Source organism: Streptomyces sp. 1331.2, from assembly GCF_900199205.1.
GTDB lineage: Bacteria > Actinomycetota > Actinomycetes > Streptomycetales > Streptomycetaceae > Kitasatospora.
The window spans coordinates 4,283,996-4,306,352 of sequence record NZ_OBMJ01000001.1 but is presented as its reverse complement, the minus strand read 5'-3'; the positions used below and the strand labels follow the sequence as shown (position 1 = coordinate 4,306,352).

General features: G+C 72.2%; 24 protein-coding genes. 10 read left to right on the top strand and 14 right to left on the bottom strand.

The genetic code is table 11. From position 1 onward, the window contains the following. Positions 1 to 80: 80 nt before the first annotated feature. From CRP52_RS18355 to CRP52_RS18345, 3 genes are all read left to right on the top strand, one after another. A complete protein-coding gene (locus CRP52_RS18355; protein ID WP_097237409.1) occupies positions 81 to 1,682 on the top strand; it encodes an acyl-CoA carboxylase subunit beta in 1,602 nt (533 codons plus the stop codon). A gap of 72 nt (positions 1,683 to 1,754) precedes the next feature. Further along, positions 1,755 to 1,964, top strand: coding sequence for an acyl-CoA carboxylase subunit epsilon (locus CRP52_RS18350; protein WP_097237408.1), 210 nt, complete (start codon positions 1,755 to 1,757; stop codon positions 1,962 to 1,964). 186 nt (positions 1,965 to 2,150) lie between these two features. Next, entirely contained in the window at positions 2,151 to 2,768 is a 618-nt protein-coding gene (locus CRP52_RS18345; RefSeq protein ID WP_179852843.1) for a ScbR family autoregulator-binding transcription factor, read from the top strand. Between the two features lie 39 nt (positions 2,769 to 2,807). Here the strand turns inward: CRP52_RS18345 and CRP52_RS38330 are convergent, their stop codons facing one another. After that, positions 2,808 to 3,434, bottom strand: a complete 627-nt coding sequence (locus CRP52_RS38330) for a ScbR family autoregulator-binding transcription factor (protein WP_097237406.1) — start codon at positions 3,432 to 3,434, stop codon at positions 2,808 to 2,810. A 361-nt stretch (positions 3,435 to 3,795) separates the two neighbouring features. Here CRP52_RS38330 and CRP52_RS37675 point away from each other — a divergent pair, with 361 nt between their 5' ends. Continuing rightward, a complete protein-coding gene (locus CRP52_RS37675) occupies positions 3,796 to 4,890 on the top strand; it encodes a ScbA/BarX family gamma-butyrolactone biosynthesis protein (RefSeq protein WP_179852842.1) in 1,095 nt (364 codons plus the stop codon). A 22-nt stretch (positions 4,891 to 4,912) separates the two neighbouring features. On the opposite strand, the gene CRP52_RS18330 is transcribed toward CRP52_RS37675, so the two are convergent. From CRP52_RS18330 to hemL, 7 genes are all read right to left on the bottom strand, one after another. Further along, positions 4,913 to 5,323, bottom strand: coding sequence for a hypothetical protein (locus CRP52_RS18330; protein ID WP_097237405.1), 411 nt, complete (start codon positions 5,321 to 5,323; stop codon positions 4,913 to 4,915). Positions 5,324 to 5,445: 122 nt separating this feature from the next. After that, entirely contained in the window at positions 5,446 to 6,576 is a 1,131-nt protein-coding gene (gene ccsB, locus CRP52_RS18325; RefSeq protein WP_097237404.1) for a c-type cytochrome biogenesis protein CcsB, read from the bottom strand. 3 nt (positions 6,577 to 6,579) lie between these two features. Beyond that, positions 6,580 to 8,316 carry a cytochrome c biogenesis protein ResB gene (gene resB, locus CRP52_RS18320; protein WP_257032554.1) on the bottom strand — a complete coding sequence of 579 codons (1,737 nt, stop codon included), beginning with the start codon at positions 8,314 to 8,316 and terminating at the stop codon, positions 6,580 to 6,582. A 2-nt stretch (positions 8,317 to 8,318) separates the two neighbouring features. Beyond that, positions 8,319 to 9,095 (bottom strand): cytochrome c biogenesis CcdA family protein, encoded by a 777-nt coding sequence (locus CRP52_RS18315; protein WP_373560563.1) that lies wholly within the window; start codon positions 9,093 to 9,095, stop codon positions 8,319 to 8,321. Positions 9,096 to 9,106: 11 nt separating this feature from the next. Then, positions 9,107 to 9,724 carry a TlpA family protein disulfide reductase gene (locus CRP52_RS18310; protein WP_097237402.1) on the bottom strand — a complete coding sequence of 206 codons (618 nt, stop codon included), beginning with the start codon at positions 9,722 to 9,724 and terminating at the stop codon, positions 9,107 to 9,109. Positions 9,725 to 9,911: 187 nt separating this feature from the next. Beyond that, the gene (locus CRP52_RS18305) at positions 9,912 to 10,562 is read right to left on the bottom strand and encodes a histidine phosphatase family protein (RefSeq protein WP_097240161.1); all 651 of its coding nucleotides are present in this window, start codon (positions 10,560 to 10,562) and stop codon (positions 9,912 to 9,914) included. A gap of 62 nt (positions 10,563 to 10,624) precedes the next feature. After that, a complete protein-coding gene (hemL, locus tag CRP52_RS18300) occupies positions 10,625 to 11,953 on the bottom strand; it encodes a glutamate-1-semialdehyde 2,1-aminomutase (RefSeq protein ID WP_097237401.1) in 1,329 nt (442 codons plus the stop codon). A gap of 438 nt (positions 11,954 to 12,391) precedes the next feature. On the opposite strand from hemL, the gene CRP52_RS18295 reads away from it, so the two are divergent. Next, on the top strand, positions 12,392 to 12,874 hold the full coding sequence (locus tag CRP52_RS18295) for a hypothetical protein (protein WP_097237400.1): 483 nt from the start codon (positions 12,392 to 12,394) through the stop codon (positions 12,872 to 12,874). Positions 12,875 to 12,959: 85 nt separating this feature from the next. On the opposite strand, the gene CRP52_RS18290 is transcribed toward CRP52_RS18295, so the two are convergent. The 5 genes from CRP52_RS18290 to CRP52_RS18270 all read right to left on the bottom strand — a co-directional run bounded on the left by CRP52_RS18290 (position 12,960) and on the right by CRP52_RS18270 (position 18,685). Further along, positions 12,960 to 14,399 carry an MFS transporter gene (locus tag CRP52_RS18290; protein ID WP_097237399.1) on the bottom strand — a complete coding sequence of 480 codons (1,440 nt, stop codon included), beginning with the start codon at positions 14,397 to 14,399 and terminating at the stop codon, positions 12,960 to 12,962. A 115-nt stretch (positions 14,400 to 14,514) separates the two neighbouring features. Then, positions 14,515 to 15,003 (bottom strand): MarR family winged helix-turn-helix transcriptional regulator, encoded by a 489-nt coding sequence (locus CRP52_RS18285; RefSeq protein ID WP_097237398.1) that lies wholly within the window; start codon positions 15,001 to 15,003, stop codon positions 14,515 to 14,517. 63 nt (positions 15,004 to 15,066) lie between these two features. After that, the gene (locus tag CRP52_RS18280; protein WP_097237397.1) at positions 15,067 to 16,347 is read right to left on the bottom strand and encodes a glycosyltransferase family 39 protein; all 1,281 of its coding nucleotides are present in this window, start codon (positions 16,345 to 16,347) and stop codon (positions 15,067 to 15,069) included. Between the two features lie 171 nt (positions 16,348 to 16,518). Continuing rightward, positions 16,519 to 18,201: an RICIN domain-containing protein gene (locus tag CRP52_RS18275; RefSeq protein WP_257032552.1), complete on the bottom strand. Its 1,683-nt coding sequence runs from the start codon at positions 18,199 to 18,201 to the stop codon at positions 16,519 to 16,521. A 244-nt stretch (positions 18,202 to 18,445) separates the two neighbouring features. After that, positions 18,446 to 18,685, bottom strand: a complete 240-nt coding sequence (locus CRP52_RS18270) for a chaplin (RefSeq protein WP_097237396.1) — start codon at positions 18,683 to 18,685, stop codon at positions 18,446 to 18,448. Positions 18,686 to 19,271: 586 nt separating this feature from the next. Here CRP52_RS18270 and CRP52_RS18265 point away from each other — a divergent pair. From CRP52_RS18265 to CRP52_RS18255, 3 genes are all read left to right on the top strand, one after another. Then, a complete protein-coding gene (locus tag CRP52_RS18265) occupies positions 19,272 to 19,514 on the top strand; it encodes a chaplin (RefSeq protein ID WP_097237395.1) in 243 nt (80 codons plus the stop codon). Positions 19,515 to 19,623: 109 nt separating this feature from the next. Further along, entirely contained in the window at positions 19,624 to 19,893 is a 270-nt protein-coding gene (locus tag CRP52_RS18260; protein WP_097237394.1) for a chaplin, read from the top strand. A gap of 113 nt (positions 19,894 to 20,006) precedes the next feature. Further along, positions 20,007 to 20,387, top strand: a complete 381-nt coding sequence (locus CRP52_RS18255) for a hypothetical protein (RefSeq protein WP_097237393.1) — start codon at positions 20,007 to 20,009, stop codon at positions 20,385 to 20,387. 100 nt (positions 20,388 to 20,487) lie between these two features. Here CRP52_RS18255 and CRP52_RS38325 read toward each other — a convergent pair whose 3' ends face one another. Then, on the bottom strand, positions 20,488 to 21,207 hold the full coding sequence (locus CRP52_RS38325) for a hypothetical protein (protein WP_179852840.1): 720 nt from the start codon (positions 21,205 to 21,207) through the stop codon (positions 20,488 to 20,490). 300 nt (positions 21,208 to 21,507) lie between these two features. Between CRP52_RS38325 and CRP52_RS18245 the strand changes: the two genes are divergently transcribed. Both CRP52_RS18245 and CRP52_RS18240 read left to right on the top strand, forming a co-directional pair. Beyond that, complete coding sequence (locus CRP52_RS18245; RefSeq protein WP_030232098.1) at positions 21,508 to 21,852, top strand: hypothetical protein; 345 nt, start codon at positions 21,508 to 21,510, stop codon at positions 21,850 to 21,852. 81 nt (positions 21,853 to 21,933) lie between these two features. Next, positions 21,934 to 22,278 (top strand): rodlet layer protein, encoded by a 345-nt coding sequence (locus CRP52_RS18240; RefSeq protein WP_097237392.1) that lies wholly within the window; start codon positions 21,934 to 21,936, stop codon positions 22,276 to 22,278. The last annotated feature ends 79 nt before the right edge of the window (positions 22,279 to 22,357 follow it).

Below are 22,357 nucleotides of genomic sequence, written 5' to 3'. Positions count from 1 at the left end.
AGTGAAGAAAGTGATTCGCGGCCGGGGGCACAGCAGACGTTGGCTGTCGGACAGTTCCCTCACCCTTGGAGTGGTTCGAGATGACGGTTGTGCATGAGGCGCCGGTCGACGGCGAGGTCCCCGAGGTCCCGGCCGACGCCCGCGGGCGGGTCGCCGAGCTGCACGAGCTGCGCGAGCAGGTCCTCCGCGGCCCCAGCGACAAGGCGACCGAGGCCCAGCACGCCAAGGGCAAGCTGACCGCCCGCGAGCGCATCGAGCTGCTGCTGGACGAGGGCTCCTTCCGCGAGGTCGAGCCGCTGCGCCGGCACCGCGCCCAGGGCTTCGGCCTGGAGGCCAAGAAGCCGCACACCGACGGCGTCGTCGTCGGCTGGGGCACCGTCCACGGCCGCACCGTCTTCACCTACGCGCACGACTTCCGGATCTTCGGCGGCGCCCTGGGCGAGGCCCACGCGCAGAAGATCCACAAGATCATGGACATGGCCATCGCGGCCGGTGCGCCGCTGGTCTCGCTGAACGACGGCGCCGGCGCCCGCATCCAGGAGGGCGTCACCGCCCTCGCCGGCTACGGCGGCATCTTCCAGCGCAACACCAAGGCCTCCGGCGTCATCCCGCAGATCTCGGTGATGCTCGGCCCGTGCGCCGGCGGCGCCGCGTACTCCCCCGCGCTGACCGACTTCGTCTTCATGGTCCGCGAGACCTCGCAGATGTTCATCACCGGCCCGGACGTGGTCCAGGCCGTGACCGGCGAGAAGATCACCCAGAACGGCCTCGGCGGCGCCGACGTGCACGCCGGCGTCTCCGGTGTCGCCCACTTCATCTACGACGACGAGCAGTCCTGCATCGAGGAGGTCCGCTACCTCCTGTCGCTGCTGCCGCAGAACAACCGCGAGATGCCGCCGTCCGTCGTCACCGAGGACCCGGTCGAGCGCCGCAACGACAGCCTGCTGGACCTGGTGCCCGCCGACGGCAACCGCCCGTACGACATGCGCAAGGTGATCGAGGAGATCGTCGACCACGGCGAGTACCTGGAGGTCCACGAGCGCTGGGCCACCAACGTGCTCTGCGTGCTCGCCCGCGTCGACGGCCACGTCACCGGCATCATCGCCAACCAGCCGCAGTCGCTGGCCGGCGTGCTGGACATCAACGCCAGCGAGAAGGCCGCGCGCTTCGTCCAGATGTGCGACGCCTTCAACATCCCGCTGCTCACCCTGCTGGACGTCCCCGGCTTCCTGCCCGGCGTCGACCAGGAGCACGGCGGCATCATCCGCCACGGCGCCAAGCTGCTGTACGCGTACTGCAACGCCACCGTGCCGCGCATCTCGCTGATCCTGCGCAAGGCCTACGGCGGCGCCTACATCGTGATGGACTCCCGCTCCATCGGCGCCGACCTGTCCTACGCCTGGCCGACCAACGAGATCGCCGTGATGGGTGCCGAGGGCGCCGCCAACGTCATCTTCCGGCGCGAGATCAACGCCGCCGAGGACCCGGACGCGATGCGCGCCCAGAAGATCAAGGAATACAAGAACGAGCTGATGCACCCGTACTACGCGGCCGAGCGCGGCCTCGTGGACGACGTCATCGACCCGGCCGAGACCCGCCAGGTGATCGCTTCCGCCCTGGCCATGCTCCGCACCAAGCACGCCGACCTGCCCAGCCGCAAGCACGGCAACCCGCCGATGTAGCAGCGCGGTCCACCGCAGCACGCCGCACCGGCCACCACCTCACACCACAGCCACCGGGGGAGAAACCAGGACATGACCGCTTCCGCCGAACCCCTCGTCCGCATCGTCCGCGGCAGCCTCAGCGACGAGGAACTCGCCGCCCTGACCGCCGTCCTGATGGCGCGCGCCGCCGCCGCGCAGCAGGCCGCCGCCACCGCCCCGGTCGAGCCGATCGCCACCTGGCACCGCCTGGAGCGCCGCCCGGCCTACTTCTCGCCGGTCAGCTGGCAGCAGGCCGCCTGAGACACGCTCTGACGCACCGCGGCGTCCGTCGACGGCCGGTCACCCCGCCCGGGTGACCGGCCGTCGGGCGTACCCGGCCCCGGGCGGCTCGGTAGGATGCCTACTGGACGGTATGCCTCCGCCGCCCCGTCGGCCCCCATAGGATCGGCCGCTGCCGAGGTACCAGAACTTCCCAGGGAGGCTGCGATGGCCAGGCAGGCCCGCGCGCTGGCGACCCGCCAGACGGTGCTGCTCGCGGCGGCCGAGGTCTTCGACGAGCGCGGCTACGCCGCCGCCACGATGTCCGAGATCCTGGACCGCGCCGGCGTCACCAAGGGCGCGCTGTACTTCCACTTCCGCTCCAAGGAGGAGCTGGCGCTCGCCGTCATCGAGGGGCAGGGCGCCTGGATCGCCGGCTGGGAGCCGGCCTCGGACAGCTCGGTGCAGAACCTGATCGACCTCGGGTACGCCTTCGCCCGCGCGCTGCAGTCCGATCCGCTGGTGCGCGGCAGCATCCGGCTGACGATCGAACACGGCAGCTTCACCCAGCCGCAGATCGCGGCCTACCAGGGCTGGATGGACCTGGTCCGGGCGCTGCTGGAGCAGGCCCGGGACGCCGGTGACCTCCACCCGGGCATCGACCTGGTCGCCGCCTCCGGGGTGATCACCGGGGCCGTCACCGGGATCCAGCTGAGCTCCCAAGTGCTGGCCGACCGGCAGGACCTGATCCAGCGGATGGCCGACCTGTGGACGCTGCTGCTGCCCGGCCTGGTCCAGCCGCACGCGCTCGCCCGGCTGAGCGTGGCCGAGCGCACCCCCTCCTGAGGCCCGCACCCGTGGCGTTCCGACGTACGGCGGGGTCGTTCAGAGCCGGTAGCCGGCCCGGCGGTCCGCGGCCACCAGGGCCGGCAGCGCAGCCGTCCAGACTCGCCGCACCGCCTCCGGCCGGGGCCGGTCGCCCTCCTCGCCCGCCAGCAGCACCTGCCCCGCCGCCACCGAGGTGAGCAGCTCGGCGGCGGCCCGCCGGTCCACCCCGGGGTGCAGCTCGCCGGCCTCGGCCGCGCGGTCCAGCAGCCGCTGGACGACGGCGGTGAGGCTGCGCCAGGTGGCGTCGGGCCCGGGCGGGGCGCCCGGGGTGTCCTCCCGGCTCGGCCCCCTGCGGCCGAGCCGGACGCCGGCCCGCACCACCACGTCCTCGCGCAGCATCCGGGCCAGCTCGTGCGAGAGGTCGATCAGTCCCTGGAGGGCCGGGCCGTCGGCGCGCAGGGCGCGCAGCGCGGCCGAGCCGATCTCCCGTCCGGCGGCGCGGCGCACGCCGTCGGCGAGGGCCTGCTTGGACACGAAGTGGAAGTAGAGGGCGCCCTTGCTGACCCCGGCCCGCCGGCTGATGTCGACCAGGCTGGCGGCTTCGAAGCCCACCCGTGCGAAGGTCTCCGCCGCGGCGAGCAGCACGGCCTGCCGGGTCCGCCCAGCCCGTTCCTGCTTGACCACTGGCCCCCCTCCGGACCGAACCGGATTCCACCCGGGCGTGATCCCCGCCCCGCCCGGCTGCTGTCGGCGCGCGCCCCCGGCCAGGAGCGGCGCTCGCATGCGGACGGCACCGGCCGAAACCGCATGGTTGGTATCTAATCTAGCGCCTGTTTCGTCCCCGCCGTCCAGCGGGGACGGTCCCCCGCCCAAGGTCTGCGGCTGCCCTGCGGGGCATCGCCGCAGCCCACAACGGGGTAGCGTGATCGCGCGGGCCGTGCGGCCGGGGCACCCCAGTCGCAGGACAGAAACCGGGTGGTATGTATGTTTTGCTCGGGCGTCCATGGCGGCCGCTCGACCGACACCCTGGGAGCGGGGGCCAGTCATGCCATCGATCGTAGAGCCGGACCCGCACGGCCCGTACGCCCACCCCGGCCCCGGGCCGGGCACCGGCACCGGCACCGGCTACGACTTCCACGACCGGACCGTCTCCCGGCACCTGGTGCACCGCGCCTCGGTCTCCGAGGTCTTCCTCACCGGCTGGCAGGCCACCGGCCCGTACGACTTCCTGCTCGGCGCCCAGTGGCCCCGGCTGCACGGCTTCTACCGGCTTCCCGGCGACCGCTACCACGACCCGGTGCTGATGGCCGAGACCGTCCGGCAGGCCGGGCTGCTGATCGGCCACGCCGGGTTCGGGGTGCCGCGCGGCCACCACTTCGTCATGGAGGACCTCTCCTACGCGCTCGCCGGCCCCGGCCTGCCCGGCCTGGCCGTCGGCACGGAACCGGCCTCGCTGATGCTCGCCGTCGGCTGCGAGGACGTCCGGATGCGGCACGGCCGGCTGGTCTCGCTGCGGGTGCACGCCGACATCACCCGGGACGGCCGGCCGATCGGCCGCGGCTCGGGCCAGCTGCGGGTGCTCTCCCCCGCCTCGTACGACCGGCTGCGCGGGGCCGGCCGGCACGCCGTCACCCCGCTGCTCCCGCCCGCCCCCACCGCGCCCGAGCTCGTCGGCCGGGCGCAGCCCGCGGACGTGGTGCTCAGCCCGACCCTGCGGCCGGACACCTGGGTGCTGCGCGCCGACGCCGCGCACCCGGTGCTGTTCGACCACGCGCTGGACCACGTGCCCGGGATGCTGGTGCTGGAGGCCGCCAGGCAAGCCGCCCAGCGGCTGCGCCACCCCGAGCCGGTCGTCCCGGTCGAGCTGGTCACCGCCTTCGACCACTACATAGAGCTGGACCGCCCCTGCTTCGTCCGGGCCGTCCCCGAACCGGCCGCGGACGGCCGCCGGCTGCCCGTCCGGGTCCAGCTGCTCCAGGACGGGCGGACGGCGGCCGAGTGCCGGCTGCTCACCGAACCGCTGGGCGGCCCGGTGGACGGGCCCGCCGAGGGCCCCGCGGTACCGGCGCGGCGGGACGCCCTCGACGGCCGCCCCGCCGCGCCGGGCCTCGCCGGCAGCCGGCTGCCGCTGGCGAGCTGAGGCGTTCGGACAGGTGCCCCCGTCAGGCGGCCACCAGCGCCGAGGCGGGCCGCCGCCCGGCGTGCATCACGCTGAGGTTGGCCGCCAGCCTGACCGGGTCCTGGGCGAGCCAGAGCCGCAGCGCGGCCCCCAGGGCGGCGCTGGCCGACTCGATCCGGACGTCGGTGATCTGCGCGATCCGGGCCGCGCCGGGCACCAGCAGGTCGGCCAACGGGTTCGGCAGCCAGACCGTCAGGGCGCACGGCGCGGGCATCGCGAGCGCCCCCAGCAGTCGGTAGGCGTCCCCCGGCGCGCTGAGCGTGGGAATGATGTCCAGCAGAGCGTCGGCCACCACCTCGGAGACGTCGCTCCGGTGTCCCTGGGCGAGCCGGCGGAGCAGCATGCGCTCGGCGGCGGTGATTCGGACGGTCAGCATGACCTCGTCGCACTCCATTGCGCGATTTCCTCCTCGTTCCTCCCCGTACCGGCACGGACGGCCGGCACGAACTACCCCTGTCGCACCGCGGCCCGGCTACCTCTCGCGGAAAGCCGGGCCGGTGGGTGTTTGCGCCCCGGTCAGATCCCCGCGTACGAGTGCTTGCCGGTGACGAAGATGTTCACGCCGTAGTAGTTGAAGAGCCAGCAGGCGAAGGCCGCCAGCGCCAGGTAGGCGGCCTTGCGGCCCTTCCAGCCGGCCGTCGCGCGGGCGTGCAGGTAGCAGGCGTAGGCGACCCAGGTGATGAACGACCAGGTCTCCTTCGGGTCCCACTCCCAGTACTTGCCCCAGGCGGCCTCGGCCCAGATCGAGCCCGCGATGATGGTGAAGGTCCAGAGCGGGAAGACCAGGGCGTTGATCCGGTAGGACAGCTTGTCGAAGGTGGCCGTGGCGGGCAGCCGGCGCCAGATCGAGGCCGAGGTGCCCAGCGGGCCGGTGGTCAGGCCGGCCGCCATCCGCTTGTCGAAGGAGTCCTTGCCCAGGTACAGCAGCGTGGCGATGAACGCCGCGTAGAAGGAGCCGCCGCAGAAGATCGCGGTGGAGACGTGGATCGCCAGCCAGTACGAGTGCAGTGCCGGGACGAGCTGCTCGGAGTCGGTGTACAGCACCTGGGTGGCGATGCCGAGGGTCAGCAGCACCGCGAGGACGACCGGCAGGCCGAGCCAGCGGACGTTCTTCCGCGCGGCCAGCAGGACCAGGTACGCCGCCGTCATGGCGAAGGCGAAGGCGCAGGAGAACTCGTACATGTTGCCCCACGGCCAGCGGGACACCGACAGGCCGCGGGCGACGATGCCGCCGCCGTGCAGCAGCGCCGCCAGGACGGTGAGCGACACGGCGATCCGGCCGGCCAGGTCGGCCTTCTCGCTGGTGCCGGCCGCGCCCGGGCCGTCCTCCTCCTCGGCGCCGCGCCCGCTGGTGACCACCGTCGCGCCCTCGCCCGCGATCGCGGTGCGGGTGAGCGTGGTGGTGCCGCCGCCGGCGCCCGCCACGGTGACGGTGACCGTCTTCCCGGTCTTCTTCCCGGCCGTGGCGACGGTCTCGGCCAGACTGCCGGACTGCTCCTTCGAGCGGACGGCGACGGCGCCCTTGCTTCCGAAGGTCCACTCGATCATGTGGGCGAACATGGCGAGCGTGTAGACCGCCATCGCCGAATAGATCAGCTTGTTGGAGAGGTCGGCCAGCTGTGGGTCGACCGCCGAGGCGAGGTGCACCGTCTACTCCTTGGAGTTCTGGTCGGCAGGGACTGCGGGGTCCGAGGCCTCGGCCTCGGGGTCGTCGGGTACGGCGTCGGGCGCGGCGGCGTCCGCGGAGGCGGGGGCGTCGTCCTGGAGGTCCACCGCGAGTTCGGCCAGCTCCTCGGCGATCTTCGCCGACTCGCTGCGGGCCAGGCCCGCCAGCTCCACCTGGGTGCCGCCGCCGGGCAGGGCGACCGCCCGCACCCAGATCCGGCGGCGCTGGATGAACAGCGAGCCGATCAGGCCGAGGATCGCCAGGACGGCGCCGGTCAGGGCGATCGCGTTGCCGGGGCGGTGCGAGACGTTGAAGCTGGCCCACTGCTTGTAGCCCTCGAAGGTGACGGAGCCGTAGCCGTCGGGGAGGTTCCAGCCCTGACCGGGCTTGAGCCGGGCCTTGGCCGGCTGGCCGTCCTGGGTCAGCTGGGTGAGCTTGCGGGTGTTGAGCTGGTAGACGTTCTGCGGCAGGCCGGAGTCGGTGCCGAGGTCGCCCGAGAAGGCGTTCAGCACCAGCTCGGGGGCGGCGTCGCCGGGGAACAGCGAGACCGGGCCGGTGCCCTCGAAGCTCAGCGGCGCGGTCGGCAGGAAGAAGCCGGAGAAGCCCATCTGGGTCTTGTTGCCGTCCGGGCCCAGACCGTAGTCGGAGACCTTCACGACGCCGGTGGAGGTCAGGTTGCCGTCCTGCGGCAGGAAGGGGACGGCGCCCTGGTAGACGACGTCGCCCTTGCCGTTGCGGACGGTGACGACCGGGGCGTAGCCGTGGCCGATCAGGAAGACCTTGCTGCCGCCGATCTCCAGCGGGTGGTTGACCTCGATCGTCGACTTCTTCAGCTTCGACGCGTCGCTGCCCGCGTAGTACTCGACGTTCGCGGTGAACTGCCGGGCGGCGCCGATCTGGTCGCCGTTGGTCTGGAACTTCGAGGTGAAGCCGTCCAGCTTCAGGTAGAACGGGTCGAGGTCCTGGCTGCCGTAGAACCGGGTGCCGTTGAAGTCGTCGAGCTGGGTGATGGTGTTCGAGTAGCCCTCGCCCTCGACCATCAGTTTGCCGCCGGTGCCCGACGCCAGGCTGGCCCAGGCGAACCCGCCGAGCAGGGCGAACAGCGACAGGTGGAAGAGCAGGTTGCCGACCTCGCGCAGGTAGCCCTTCTCGGCGGCCACCGCGCCGCCGGACAGGTCGGCGCGGAAGCCGCGCTTGCGCAGCAGCCGGTGCGCGGCGGCGTTCACCGCCGCGGGGTCCGCCCCGGTGCGCCAGGCCGCGTGGACCGGCATCCGGGTCAGGTTGCGCGGCGCGGCCGGCGGCTGGGCGCGCAGCACGCCGACGAACTGCCAGGTGCGCGGGACGATGCAGCCGGCCAGCGAGACGAACAGCAGGATGTAGATCGCGGAGAACCAGATCGAGCTGTAGACGTCGAACAGCTGGAGCTTCTCGTAGATCGGCGCGACCGTGGTGTGCTGCGCCTTCCAGGCCTCGACCTTCAGCTGGCCCTGGCCGTTCTGGTACTGCGGGATCAGCGAGCCGGGGATGGCGGCCAGCGAGAGCAGGAAGAGCAGGATCAGGGCGACCCGCATGGAGGTCAGCTGGCGCCACATCCAGCGCGCCCAGCCGAACGCCCCGATGCCGGTCGGGCCGTCGGACTCGACCGGTGCGGTGCTGAGCCGCTCGGCGGCGCTGTCGTCCGGCGCCGGCGGCTGCTCGGTCTCGGTCGTGGTGTTGCTCACGGTCAGATTCCGATCCGGAAGTCGGCGGTCCAGGACTGCAGCTGGCTCATCATGGAGTCCCAGACCCCGGTGACGAGCAGCAGACCGACCGCGACGAGCATGCCGCCGCCGATCCGCATCACGAGCGGGTAGTGCTGCTTGACCCACCCGAAGGCGCCCAGCGCCCGGCGGAAGGCCACCGCGGCCAGGATGAACGGTACGCCGAGGCCCAGGCAGTAGAAGGTCGTCAGCAGCGCGCCGCGCTGGGCGTCGGCCTGGTTGAGCGCCAGGTTCTGCACGGCGGTCAGGGTGGGTCCCATGCAGGGCGTCCAGCCGACGCCGAAGACCACCCCGAGCATCGGGGCGCCCAGCAGGCCGACGGCCGGGCGGCGGTGCGAGCGGACCTCGCGCATGCTCAGCCCGGGCACCAGGCCCATGAAGGCCAGGCCCATCAGGACGGTGAGCGAGCCCAGCACGAGGTTGATGGTCCGCTTGTAGTCCTGCAGCTCCTGGCCGAAGTAGCCGAACAGGGCGCCGGTGGAGACGAACACCGCGGTGAAGCCGAGGATGAACAGCACCACGCCGAGCAGCATCCGGCCGCGCCGGGTGCCGCGGGCGTCCGCGAGGTCGGCGGCGGAGAACCCGGTCACGTACGAGAGGTAGCCGGGGACCAGCGGCAGCACGCAGGGCGAGAAAAACGACGCCAGCCCCGCCAGCAGCGCGACCGGGGCGGCGACCAGCAGGGCGCCGCTCTGCACGGTCGAGGTGGTGTCGGCCAGGTGGAGCGCGGCCGGCTGCAGGGGCGGCAGGCTCACTGCTTCTGCTCCGCGACCACCGGCTGCAGGATCGACTCCAGCGCGTCCTCGGTGGTGCCGCCGACGGCGCGGGCCGCCAGCTTGCCGTCGCGGTCGACGATCAGCGTGGTCGGGATGGACTGCGGGTTGAGGCTGCCCTTGGGGAACTTGAGCAGCTGGGTGCCGGCCGGGTCGAAGATGCTGGGGTAGGTGACGCCCTGCTCCTGCTCGAATCGGACGGCGTTGCCCTTCTCGGTGTCCCGGGTGTTGATGCCGAGGAACTGGACGCCCTGGTCCTTGTACTTCTCCGAGACGGCCTGCAGGCTCTTCGCCTCGGCCCGGCACGGCCCGCACCAGGAGCCCCAGACGTTCAGCACCACGACCTTGCCCCGGTAGTCGGAGAGCTTGGCCGGGGCGCCCTCCAGGGTCTCCCCGGTGATGTCCGGGGCGTCCCCGCGCCGGCCGGCGTCCGCCTTCGACAGGTTGGTGCCCTTGACCGTGACGAAGCCGACCTGGCCCTCGCCGCTGCCCGACGAGCCCGCGGAGGAGCATCCGGTGAGGGCGAGCGCAGCGGCGGCGGCGGTGGCGGCAGCGGCTGCGGCGACACGGGGACGGGGGCGCGTCATGGCAGACATGTGAAAAGTTTCGCATGGAGTTCCGGGCAGGTTCGGGGGGGTCCTGCCTTGCGCGTCGCACCGCCTCTGACCTGCGACGAAATCGGGTCACCCGGCGCCCGCCGGGTGACCCGAAGTCATACTTACCTACCGCTTATGCGCCGTACGCGCGGGCGTGTGACGCCGCTCGCACGCCCCGTTCGAGGGGCTAGGCGCCGAAGCTCTTGCCCACCGGCTTGTCGCCCTTGCGGCCCTTGCCCACCAGGTGCGCGGGCAGCAGGTCGCGGGCCGGCTCGCGGTAGCCGACCGAGACGATCCGGTCGCCCTCGAAGGTGAAGCTGGTCAGCGAGGCCAGCGAGCACTGCCGGTTGCGCGGGTCGTGCCAGAGCCGGCGGCGCTCGACGAAGGAACGGACGATCCAGATCGGCAGCTGGTGGCTGACGCAGACCGCCTCGTGCCCGCGCGCGGCGTCCCGGGCGGCGCCCAGCGCGCCCATCATCCGCACCACCTGGTCGAGGTAGGGCTCGCCCCACGAGGGCTTGAACGGGTTGGTGAGGTACTTCCAGTACCCCGGGTTGCGCAGCGAGCCGTCGCCGACGCCGAAGGTCTTGCCCTCGAAGATGTTCTCCGCCTCGATCAGCCGCGCGTCCGCCGCGACGTCCAGGCCGTGCGCCTTGGCGATCGGCTCGGCGGTCTCCTGGGCCCGCTCCAGCGGCGAGGCCACCACGTGGGTGATGTCCCGGTCGGCCAGGTCCTCGGCCACCCGGTCGGCCATCTGCCGGCCCAGCTCGGACAGCCGGTAGCCCGGCAGGCGCCCGTACAGGATGCCCTCCGGGTTGTGCACCTCACCGTGCCGCATCAGGTGGACGACGGTGATCTCTTTGGCGGTCACTTCTCTACTGCTCCTGGGCTCGGATTGGACTAGGCCGTGGCGGCGGCAGCGGCGCGCGCGGCGGCCGGGAGGGCGGCGGCGATCCGCTCGATCGCCCGCTCGTCGTGGGACGCCGAGACGAACCAGGACTCGAAGGCGGACGGAGGCAGGTAGACGCCCTCGGCCAGCATCGCGTGGAAGAAGGCGGTGAAACGGTACGCCTCCTGGGTCTTCGCCTCGTCGTAGTTCGTGACGGCGGCCTCGGTGAAGAACACCGAGAACATGTTCCCGGCGGTCTGCAGCCGGTGCACCACGCCCTCCTTGGTCAGCGCCTCGGAGACCAGGCCGGACACCTCGGCGGCGACCTTGTCCACCGTCGCGTACGCCTCGCCGGTGCAGCCGCGCAGCTGGGCCAGGCCGGCCGCGGTGGCGATCGGGTTCCCGGACAGGGTGCCGGCCTGGTAGACCGGGCCGGCCGGGGCCAGGTACGCCATCACGTCGGCGCGGCCGCCGAAGGCCGCGGCCGGGAAGCCGCCGCCCATGACCTTGCCGAAGGTCAGCAGGTCCGGCGCCCAGCCCTCGTTCGCCGCCTCCAGGCCGTACCAGCCAGCCTTGGAGACGCGGAAGCCGGTCATCACCTCGTCGGAGATGAACAGCGCGCCGTTCTCCCGGCAGAGCCGGGCCAGGCCGCCGTTGAAGCCGGGCAGCGGCGGGACGACGCCCATGTTGCCGGGCGAGGCCTCGGTGATCACGCAGGCGATCTCGCCCGGGTGGGCCGCGAAGGCCCGCTCGACGGCGGCCAGGTCGTTGTACGGCAGCACGATGGTGTCGCCGGCCTGGGCGCCGGTGACGCCAGGGGTGTCCGGCAGGCCGAAGGTGGCCACGCCGGAACCGGCGGCGGCCAGCAGGGCGTCCACGTGACCGTGGTAGCAGCCGGCGAACTTCACCACCTTCGCGCGGCCGGTGAAGCCGCGGGCCAGCCGGATCGCGGACATGGTGGCCTCGGTGCCGGAGGAGACCAGGCGGACCTGCTCGACCGGGGCGACCCGGGCGACGATCTCCTCGGCCAGTTCGACCTCGCCCTGGCCGGGCGTACCGAAGGAGGTGCCGCGGGTGACGGCCTGCTGGACGGCGTCGATCACCGCGGGGTGCGCGTGGCCGAGGATCATCGGACCCCACGAGCACACCAGGTCGACGTACTCGCGGCCGTCGGCGTCGGTGAGGTAGGGGCCGGTGCCGGACACCATGAAGCGCGGCGTGCCGCCGACCGCGCGGAAGGCGCGCACCGGCGAGTTGACGCCGCCGGGCGTCACCACGGAGGCGCGATCGAACAGCGACTGGGACTGGGGGGCTTCGTAGGGGTAGCTCACGTGAGACATGGTCTCAAATCGTGTCCTTGCGCTCTGCATGTCGGACCCGATCATCTGGAACGATGATCCGGGCACTGTTGTCTGTACGGTTGTCCCTACAGCGGGGCCGCTGACGGCTCCGCGGGGCGGGCACGTCAGACTGTGCACACAGAGTGCGCGATCGCTCCGGTTGTGTGCAGGGGTGTGGAGAGGACTGCCGCGTACCGCGAGTGGGTACGGCGGCGCATGACGGGTAAGGAGCACGTCCGGAGGGACGCCGGACGTGCGGGGGTCTGTCGATTCCGGCGAATTCCGGTGAGGATGGTCCGAGTGTCCGAGGCGCAGGACGGCTACGACGAGGCCGCGGGGGGCTCCCGCAGGCCCGCCGAGGCCGCACGCGGGGGTACGGGAGCGGGTACGGGTCGTGGTCGTCGCGGCGGTGAGAGGCGGGGTGAGGGACGCGTGGGGGTGACCTACAAGTACTTCGGGGCCCCGGACCGTGCGACCGCCGCGAGAGTCCCCACCGCGCTCGGCCCCGGCGGGCTCGGCCTGGACGCCGGCGAGCTCGGCTCGCTGGGGCGGCTCGGCGACCTGATGGAGACCAGCGGCTCCCCCACCGGCCACCTCTCCACCAAGATCAAACCGGAGACCATGAGCGCCATGGTCCTCACCGGCATCCAGGGCGTCCCGCTGCACCAGGTGCCGCCGCTGGAGCTCATCGTGCTGCACCCGGACTACGCCGTGGTCCAGCTCCCGCACAACGTCGTCGAACCGCTCCGCAAGGCCGACGAGACCGAGCTCGGCGCCGCCGCCTTCATCTGGTCCACCGTGCCGGACCGGCGCGGGCCGCGGGACGCCTTCGTGATCTACAGCATGCTGCACGAGTGGCAGGACTTCGCCAACCGGCTGCACGACGCCGGGCACCAGCTGTACTGCCTGGTCTGGCCGTAACCGCAGACGCAGCCGCAGCCGCAGCCGCAATGCTTCACCCCGACTCCGCCGAACGCGGGCCGGGGCGAGGCTGATTGACGCTTCGTCAACTCCTGGCGGGCGATCGCAGCACCGCGGCGGCGAGCAGCAGGGCCACCGCCAACAGGCCCGCGGCCACCGCGAAGGCGAGCCGGAAGCCGGCCGTGAGCGCCTCGGCGGCGGGGTGCCCGGCCGCGGTCAGCGCCGCGGTGCGGCCGCCCGCGAGCGTGGTGAGGACGGCGACCCCGAGTGCCCCGCCGACCTGCTGGGTGGTGTTGAACAGGCCCGAGGCGGTGCCCGCGTCCTGCGGTCCGGCGCCCGACATGCCGAGGACGGCGAGCGTGGACAGCACCAGGCCGCCACCGGAGACGAGCAGCATCGTCGGCAGCAGGTGGACGACGTAGTCGGCGTCGGTCGGCAGCCGGACCAGCAGGCCGAGCGCGGCGAGCAGCAGGGCCAGGCCCGCCAGCAGGACGCCGCGCTCGCCGAACCTTGCGCTCAGCCGGGCGGAGAGCAGCAGCGAGACCGCGCCGATCGCGACGGCTGCCGGCAGCATCGCCAGGCCGGTGGCGGCCGCGCCGTAGCGGAGGACCTGCTGCATGTAGAGCGCGACGATGATCTGGAAGCCGAACATCCCGGAGATGGTCAGGATCTGCACCAGGTTGGCGCCGGAGACGTTGCGTGAGCGGAACATCCGCAGCGGGAGCAGGGGTTGGGCCGCCCGGGCCTGGCGGAGCAGGAAGCAGGCCAGCAGGGCGAGCGAGAGCGCGCCGAGGCCGAGGGTGCGGGCGGAGGCCCAACCGTGCCCGGCGGCGCCGACGATGGTGTAGATGCCGAGCATCAGGGCGGCGGTGATCAGCGCGGCGCCGAGGGCGTCGGCGCCGGCCCGCAGACCAGGGCCGCGGTCGGCCTCCAGCACCCGGACGGCGAGCAGGGCGGCGGTGAGGCCGAGCGGCAGGTTGATCAGGAAGATCCAGTGCCAGTCGAGGGCCTCGGTGAGCACCCCGCCGAGGACCTGGCCGATCGAGGCACCGGCCGCGCCGACGAAGCTGAACGCGCCGATGGCGCGGCCGCGTTCGCGCGGCTCGGGGAAGAGCGTGACGATCATGCCGAGGCTGACCGAGGAGGCCATCGCGCCGCCGATGCCCTGCAGGAAGCGGGCGGCGATCAGCATTCCCTGCCCGGTGGCGAGGGCGCAGAGCAGGGAGGCCGCGGTGAAGAGGGCGAGCCCGGCGACGAACACCCGCTTGCGGCCGATCAGGTCGCCGAGCCGGCCGGCGAGCAGGAGCAGGCCGCCGAAGGCGATCAGGTAGGCGTTGACCGTCCAGGTCAGGTCGGCGGGCGAGAAGTGCAGGTCGTCCTGGATGGCGGGCAGTGCCACGGTGACGATCGAGCCGTCCAGGATGATCATCAGCATGCCCGCGCAGAGCACCGCGAGGGCGAGGGTGCGGGAGCGGGCGGGGGCCGTGGGGGCCGTGGGGGGCGCGGCGGGGGCGTGCGTGGTCATGGCGGTTCTCCCGGTTCGTTGGGTACCGGGTAGGAACGCTATCAGATTGTTTTGTTCGGGACTATCTATCTCGGGAGCAGCTTGGGTGAGGGGCTGCAGCGCCTCGGGAGGTGCCTCACCCGCGGGACCGCCGGGCCCGGCGTACGGTCCGCTCGCTCTCCACCGGCTCCGCGAGGTGGTCCTCCACCAGGTGGGTCAGGGCCGAGACGAAGACCTCGCGCTCGGGCTGCGGCAGCGAATCCAGCAGCTCGCGGTGCACCCGGTCGGCGATCGCGGTGCCCTGCACCACGGCCCGCTCGCCCGCCTCGGTGACCGAGATGATCCGGGCCCGGCGGTCGGTCGCGGACGGGCGGCGCTCCGCCAGGCCCGCCTTCTCCAGCTCGTCGACGGTGACCACCATGGTGGTCTTGTCCAGGTCCGACAGCTCGGCCAGCTGGATCTGGGTGCGCTCGGCCTCCTGCGCGTGGAACAGCACGCAGTACGCGCGGGGGGTGATCCCGAGCTCGGTGAAGGCGGCCGCCATCCGGGTCGCCAGCACGTGGCTCGCGTGGTCCAGCAGGCCGGAGATGTCGCGGATCTGGCGCACGGGCGGGGTCGTCGTCATACGCCCGAGGTTAGCAACGGCCCGTCTGCTGCCGGATGATCCCGTTGCCAACCAAAGCCGGGTCTACGGGATGCCCAACTCGAACAGCGCATAGCCCGCGTACCAGCCCGCCGCGATCGCGGGCATCGCGAACAGCCCGACCAGCGAGGAGGTCCGCACCCGGCGCAGCGCGAACGCCAGGCCGATGCAGAGCGGGAAGGCCGGCAGCAGGTAGCGCGAGATGTTGCCGAAGATCTGGTTGCTGCTGAGCGCGGTGATGATGGTCAGCGCGGTGTAGACCCACAGCACCAGCGGCGGCCGGGCGCGCCAGAGCAGCACCAGCAGGCCGGGCAGGGCGATCAGCAGGGCGATGGCGATCAGGTCCGGGACGGGGTTGGACTGCCAGAAGTCCCAGTGGCCGGTGATCACGTCCATGATCGTGCGCAGGGTGGAGGCACCGCCGTCGAAGTAGCGGTTCCAGGCTCCGCGCTGGAGCTTGAAGTAGCCGCCCCAGTCGCCCATCTTCCAGCCGACCCAGGCGACGTAGCCGACCAGCCCCCAGGGAGTGATCAGCATCGCGGTCAGCGGGCGGGCCACGCCGTCGGTGCGGCGCACCAGCGCGACCAGCGCGGCGATCGAGACGGCGGCGATCAGCGCGGCGGCCGTCGGCCGGTTTAGGCCCGCCACCAGCGCCAGCAGGCCGGCCGCGACCCAGCGGCGGGTCATCACGCAGTAGCAGGCCCAGGCGGACAGCGCGACGAACAGCGAGTCCGAGTAGACCGCCCACTCCACGCCGGAGCCCGGGAACAGGCCCCAGATCACCGCGGCCGTCACCCCCGCCCGGAAGCCGCCCAGCCGCTCGGCGATCGCGAAGATCCCGGCCGCCGCGACCAGCGAGGCGAGCACCGAGACCACGATCCCGGACCCGTACGAGCCGAGCCCGGTGACCGCGCCGACCAGCCGCATCAGCCACGGGTAGAGCGGGAAGAAGGCGGCCGAGTTCTCGTAGTAGGTGGCGAGCGGGAAGCCGTGCAGCGGGATCAGCTGCGGGTTGTAGCCGTTCTCGGCGATCCGCTGGTACCAGACGCCGTCCCAGGTGCTCAGCACGTCCCAGGGGTTGGCGCCGCCGCCGCGGCCCGGCTGCTTCTTCAGGTAGTCGCCGGTGTGCGAGAGCAGCAGCAGGAAGACGGTCAGGCCGGTGGCCTTGACCACCGCGTAGGCGCCCAGCGCGGGCGCGAAGCGGTCCACCAGCGCCCCGAACCGCCCGGGCGCCCGGCCCGCCCGCTCCTCGGACGGCGCGCTCGGCAGCGCGGCGGACGCCCCGGGCTCGGTGCTGGACGACTCGGTGCTCGATGCCGTGCTCATGTGCTGTCGGTACTCCCCCGCCCCGCTCCTGGTCCGCGCGGCTCCGGCGCAACGATGTCCCCGAGAGCCTACGGCACGCCTCGCCGGGCCCGGCGCACCCGTGGCTCCCTTGCCGGAAACCGATCCGCCGCCGCCCTGGCGGGGCGGCGGCGGATCACGTCCATGTCCTCGTCAGCCCTTGACGTAGACGATGCCGAGCTTGGTGAGTTGCCAGAGTTGGGTGGGGGCGCCGGTGTCCTGGGCGAGTTCGATGTAGGGGTTGCCCTTGGCGTCGAGGGTGGGGGCGGCGGCGAGGACCTTGGAGGGGTCGGCGGAGTCGGCGACCTTGTAGCGGCCGTCGCCGGTCGGCTTGAACACCCAGTGCTGGTTGCCGCCGCCGTTGCAGCCCCACTGCTGGATCCGGGTGCCGGGGGCGGTGGAGGCGGCGTTGGCGTCCAGGCACATGGCGCGGTTGCCGCTGAAGTCGAGCTCGTAGCTGCCGCCGGCCTTGGCCTCCAGCACGAAGGACTGGTTGAGGCTGCCGGTGGCCGGGTAGCTGATCGCGGGCCGGCCGTCGGTGGAGTCGCCGTAGGTGCCGCCGCCGGTGAGGTCGAGGACGTTGCCGGTGGCCGCGTTGGTGAGCTGGTACCAGGCGCCGTCCTCGGGGACGTCCGCGAAGGGCTGCCCGGGGGTCAGCGGCTGGATCGAGGTGGTGTTCTGCTGGTTGAGCGTGCAGTACGCCTGGGCGAGGTCGGGCCGGGCGTAGAACTGGCCGAGGCAGACGCCCTCGCCGCGGTAGCCGGCCACCCGCAGGTGGTACGACTGGCGGACCATGTTCATGCACAGCCCGGGGATGCCGATCTGCGAGTCGCAGCCGTTGCGCACCCACTCGGAGAGGTTGATGACGTCCCCGTTGCTGTACTCGTACGGGGAGCTCGTCCACTCCGCGCAGACCTCGTGGCCGAAGGAGACCCGTCGCTGGTCCAGGTACCGGACGCCGGGCACCTGCTCGGCTGCCCCGCGCAGCGCGTCACTGAGGGTCGGCACCACCCAGTTGTGCCCCCAGGCGAGGTCCTCGGGGAAGGCCGGACAGCCGTCGGCGACCTTGCCGAGGTAGTCGTTGCGCCGGATGTCCGGGGTGATCGGGTTGAAGTACGACTGGTAGACCAGCTGGTACGAGGAGTCGGCGTAGCCGGCCCTGCGCATGGTCTGCCGGATGTTCTGCAGCGCCGCGACGACCTTGGGCTGGACGCCCTTGGCCCGCCGGCGGATCTCGTCGCTGCCGATGGTGTCGCGGCAGCCCTGGTCCTTGGGGACCGGGAAGTACTGCGCCAGGCAGTGCATCATGATCCCGCTGAAGTCGAAGTCGTCGTTGGCACCGATCGTGACGACGACCATCTTGACGTCGTACTTGGCGGCCGTGTCGGCGAGTTTGACGTCCTGTTTGGGCTCGCCGAAGTCGCCGAAGCCCGGGCCGGTGATCTTCGCCAGTTCCGGGTCGCTGACCAGGTCGCCGGTCTGGGCGCCGGAGCAGGCGAGGTCGATCGGGGTGACCCCCGGGATGTCGGTGACGAAGATCTCCGACTTGGGGTGCCGGTGGCAGTAATTGGTGGGGCTGTCGGTCTCCGGGAAGTAGCCGTCGTTGGTGTCGGTGCCGGCGCCCTCCCCGGAGATGGCGCTGTCGCCGAGGGCGACGACCGCGGCCGGACGGGCACCGACCGGGGCCGGGGCCGGGGCGGAATCGGCGAGGGCGGCGGGGGCGCCGGCCAGGCCGAGGGTGGCGACGAGGGTGCCGGTGGCGAGCAGTGCGGCGTACCGGGAGCGGCCCGCCGGCCTCCCATGGCGCCGTGCCGCCGACAGTCGTGACCTGATCACACGCGACTCCTTGCGGGGGTGGGGGACCGCCCTGGCGGGGGCGCCGAGCGGCGCGGTGCAGGAGAGGAGCTGAAAAGGTGAGCAGGTCTCGCATTCTAGGTACTGACAAGTAACGCAACAAGGCTTGTGACAGCGCGGGGAACTGACGGTGCACCAACCACCCGGGCAGGCGAAGAGCCGCCGCCCCGCGCCCCAGGAGGGAAGCGCGGAGCGGCGGCTCTCACCGGCCGAACCGGGTACGGACTCAGCCCGCGTTGACGCAGTGGTTGCCGAACGCCGGGTTCAGCAGTCCGACGACGTCGACGGAGTTGCCGCAGAGGTTGACCGGAATGTGCACCGGGATCTGGATCTGGTTGCCCGAGATGACACCGGGGGAACCGGCCGCGACGCCCTCGGCGCCGGAGCTGGCCATCGCGGTGCCGGCGCCGGCGGCCACGATGCCCACCACGGCCGCGCCGACAGCGGCGGTCTTCTTGATGCTCATGCGAGCCTCCTGACTGTTCAACAGAGATGCACGGGGAGTGCGACATCAAGAACGAGACCTCCCCGAACCGGTTGCGACGGTGAGCGCACTGTCACCCGTCTGGCGCAACAGCGCCCGCGCCGGGCAGCCGCGACCGGCATTCGGGTGATCAGGAAGCCGGACCGTTTCCCCGCGCGCGGTGCCTCGTTCTCCCTCACGGAACCCGGTCCACCGGCCCCCACAACACGAATCGAGTACCGCTCATGCGCAAGCTCGCCCACGGCGTCGTCGGCAACGCGGCCACCGGCGGCTCGGGTCTCGTGGCGGGCCTCCCGAACGCGGCGTCCGGCAATCCCTGCCGGAACGTCTGACCGGGAATTCCACCTGGTCGCGCCTTTGTCCGAAACTCTCCCGGCCGTGCGGAAGGGATTTCGAGAGGCGCTGCAACACGGCGGCTGCGTCCACGCCCGAGCCATGGGCGGAACACGCCGGTGTGCGCCGTCCGAGTGACAATCACGGCAATCCCAGAAGACCTGGGGCGAGTATTCCCGCTCGCCTGGCTCCCGACAATTCCCTTCCGTCGGGCGGAAATCGGAGGAAAGACATCATGCGCAACATCAAGAAGGCCGCCGCCCTGTCGCTGGCCGCCACCGGCCTGGTGCTCGGTGCCGCCGGCGGCGCGTTCGCCAGCGCGGGCGCCGAGGGCGTGGCCGCCGGCTCCCCGGGCGTGCTCTCCGGCAACCAGATCCAGATCCCGGTGCACATTCCGGTCAACGTCTGCGGCAACACCATCGGGCTCATCACGATCCTGAACCCGGCGTTCGGCAACAGCTGCGCCAACATCGGCTGAAGCGGCGGTCGCCGCACCGGCGACAGCTGACTCACCGAGCACGTGCCGCGCACCACAGTGCCGGAGCGCGGCACGCTCCACCCGTGTGTGATCGAGGAGATCAACCCCCATGCAGAACGTGAAGAAGGCCGCCGTCCTCTCCGCCGCCGCTGCCGGCCTGGTGCTGGGCGCGGCAGGCTCCGCCGCCGCGAGCGCGGGCGCCGAGGGCGTCGCCGCCGGCTCCCCCGGCGTCATCTCCGGCAACCAGATCCAGGTGCCGATCCACATCCCGATCAACCTGTGCGGCAACACCGTCAACGTGATCGGCGCGCTGAACCCGGCCTTCGGCAACAGCTGCGCCAACGTCGAGCTGCCCCCGCCGCCGGCGGACAACTGCTGATCCCCGATCGGCACGTGATCCGGCCGTACTGCCCCCCGACCAGCCGGCCGGGGGGCAGTTCGGCATCCCCGGACGGCCGTCCGGGACCTCCGATCCACCGAAGGGTGATCCGCATGGTTTCGAAGCAGAGCGGGGCCGGTCTGGCCGCCGCCGTCGGTGCCGTGGTGCTGCTCGGCGCCGGTTCGGCGCAGGCCGCCACCGCCCCGGCCGGCCAGGCCCCGGCCGGGCCGGCCACGCTGGCCAGGACCGACGTCGGCCAGGCGCTGAACGGGACGACCTCCGGCCTCGGCTACGGCATCGCGCCGCTCAAGGGCCTGCGTCTGGACCCGTGGGCGAACTCCTCGGCCGACGTGCTCAACAACGGCGCGACCGTCCAGCCGGACCAGGGCCTGGCCCCGATCGGCACCGGCACGCTGACCGGTCCGCTGAGCGCGGGCGGCGGCGTCAAGGACCTCCCGCTGGTCGGCGGGCTGACCGGCGTCCTGCCGGGCTGAGCCCCGGCCGGGCCGAGGGTCCGGACGCGCCGGAGCCCGGCACCCCGCCCGTACGGCGGGTGCCGGGCTCCGGTGTGCTGCCGCCCGGGGCGGAGCCGGATCAGAGCCGGGTGAGGTCGGTCAGCCCGGTCTGCCGCAGCACACCGGTGGCCGTGGCGGTGGTGGCCGCCGGGTCGGCCAGGCCGGTCTGCTGGACCACGCCGGTGGCCGTCGCCGCGGTGGTCATGGTCAGGTCGTCCACCTCGTCGGTGACCGAGAGCCGGTGCTCCTCGCTGCCGAGGCTCGCATTGGCCCCGGGGACGACCTGCACGGCGCCGGTGAGCAGCCGCGGGTCGACCTCGTCCACCCGGAGCCGGCCACCGGCGAGCTGGCCCGCGCCGTCCTGGGCGAGCGAGAGCGGCTTGCCGAGGGTGAGGCCGGGGGTGTCGGCGCGCAGCGGCGCGGCCGGGGCGTCCAGCAGCACCTGCCCGAGGTCGGCGCCCTGGTCGACCAGCGGGAGCGGCAGCTCGGCCTTGGCGCTCGGGCCGACCTTGCCGGTGCTCAGCTGGGGGACGATCCGCTCCGGGACCAGCTCGGTGCTGGTGCTGGTGGTCCGGCCGGGCACCGGCGGCATCAGCAGCGAGGCCGGGATGCCGGCCGAGACGTGGCTGCCCAGCGGAGTGAGCGGTACGTCCGCGGGGACCTGCTGGGTGGCCAGCGCGTCCTCCAGGGCCCCGACCTGTTCGGGGCCGACCGGGGCGGCGGAGGCCGCGCCCTGGGAGGCGAGCATGCCCGCACCGACCGCCAGCAGCATCGCGCCGGCCCGCTTGGAGAACTTCATGCTTTTCACCGTTCTGCTGTCCGTACAGGGGATCACTGAGGAAGGGCTGCGCGGGCGCAGCCGGAAAGCAATCTGCCTCAACGAGTGAGCAGGAGGACGGATTGCGGCGGTTAACCGGATCGGCCTAATAATCCGACCGGAAACCCCCCTTCGTCGTGTCTCCCGGACTCTTTTCAAAAATCCCCGTAACCTTCCGTGCCGTCATTCTTTGATCTGGACGTCAGTGACTGCAGACCGGGTCTGAGCGTTCTACGCGTTGTACGCACGGAATCCAAGAGCATTTCAGAGAGGGATCTCCCCATGATCCAGAAGTCCTTCGCCGCTGCCGGCCTGGCCGTCGCCGCGCTGGCCGCCGCAGCCGCGCCCGCCTCGGCCATCGGTGACGCGGACGGCGCCGCAGCCTCCATCGAGGGCAACGGCGGCACCAACTTCACCGGAACGGTCGGGAACAACAGCCCGAACTTCCACTTCCTGGACAACGCGAACGTCTGCCTCCCCGAGATCCACAACATCGCCGTCGGCGTGCTCGGGGTGGCCGTCCCGGTCGAGGTCCCGATCGCCAACAGCGGTGGCAAGCAGTACTGCACCCAGGGCCAGGGCACCCAGAGCCACGGCGACGCGGGCGTGTCCCACCTGATCGGCTGACGCTCCGTTCAGCTCCCTGCACCACCCCCCGATCCACCCACGAATCGCTCCCCCGATTCACCCCCGAGAGGAAAACCGGAAATGATCAAGAAGTCCCTCGCCGCCGCCGGCCTGGCCGCCGCCGCCATCGCGATGTCCGCCGGCTCGGCCTCCGCCATCGTCGACTCGGACGGCGCCGCCACCTCCGTCCAGGGCAACGGCGGCACCAACCAGACCGGCACCCACGGCAACGGCAGCCCGAACTTCCACACCCTGGACAACGCGAACATCTGCCTGCCGGAGGTCCACAACATCGCCGTCGGCGTGATCGGCGTCGCGGTTCCGGTCGAGGTTCCGGTCCTGAACAGCACCCCGAAGCAGATCTGCAACGTCGGCCAGAACACCCAGTCCTCGGGCGACGCGGGCGTCTCGCACCTGATCGGCTGATCAAGGGGCATGGCACGGACGGAGGGCCCGGGGAGGAAGGTCTCCCCGGGCCCTCCGGGCTTGGCGGACGAAGTGTCCG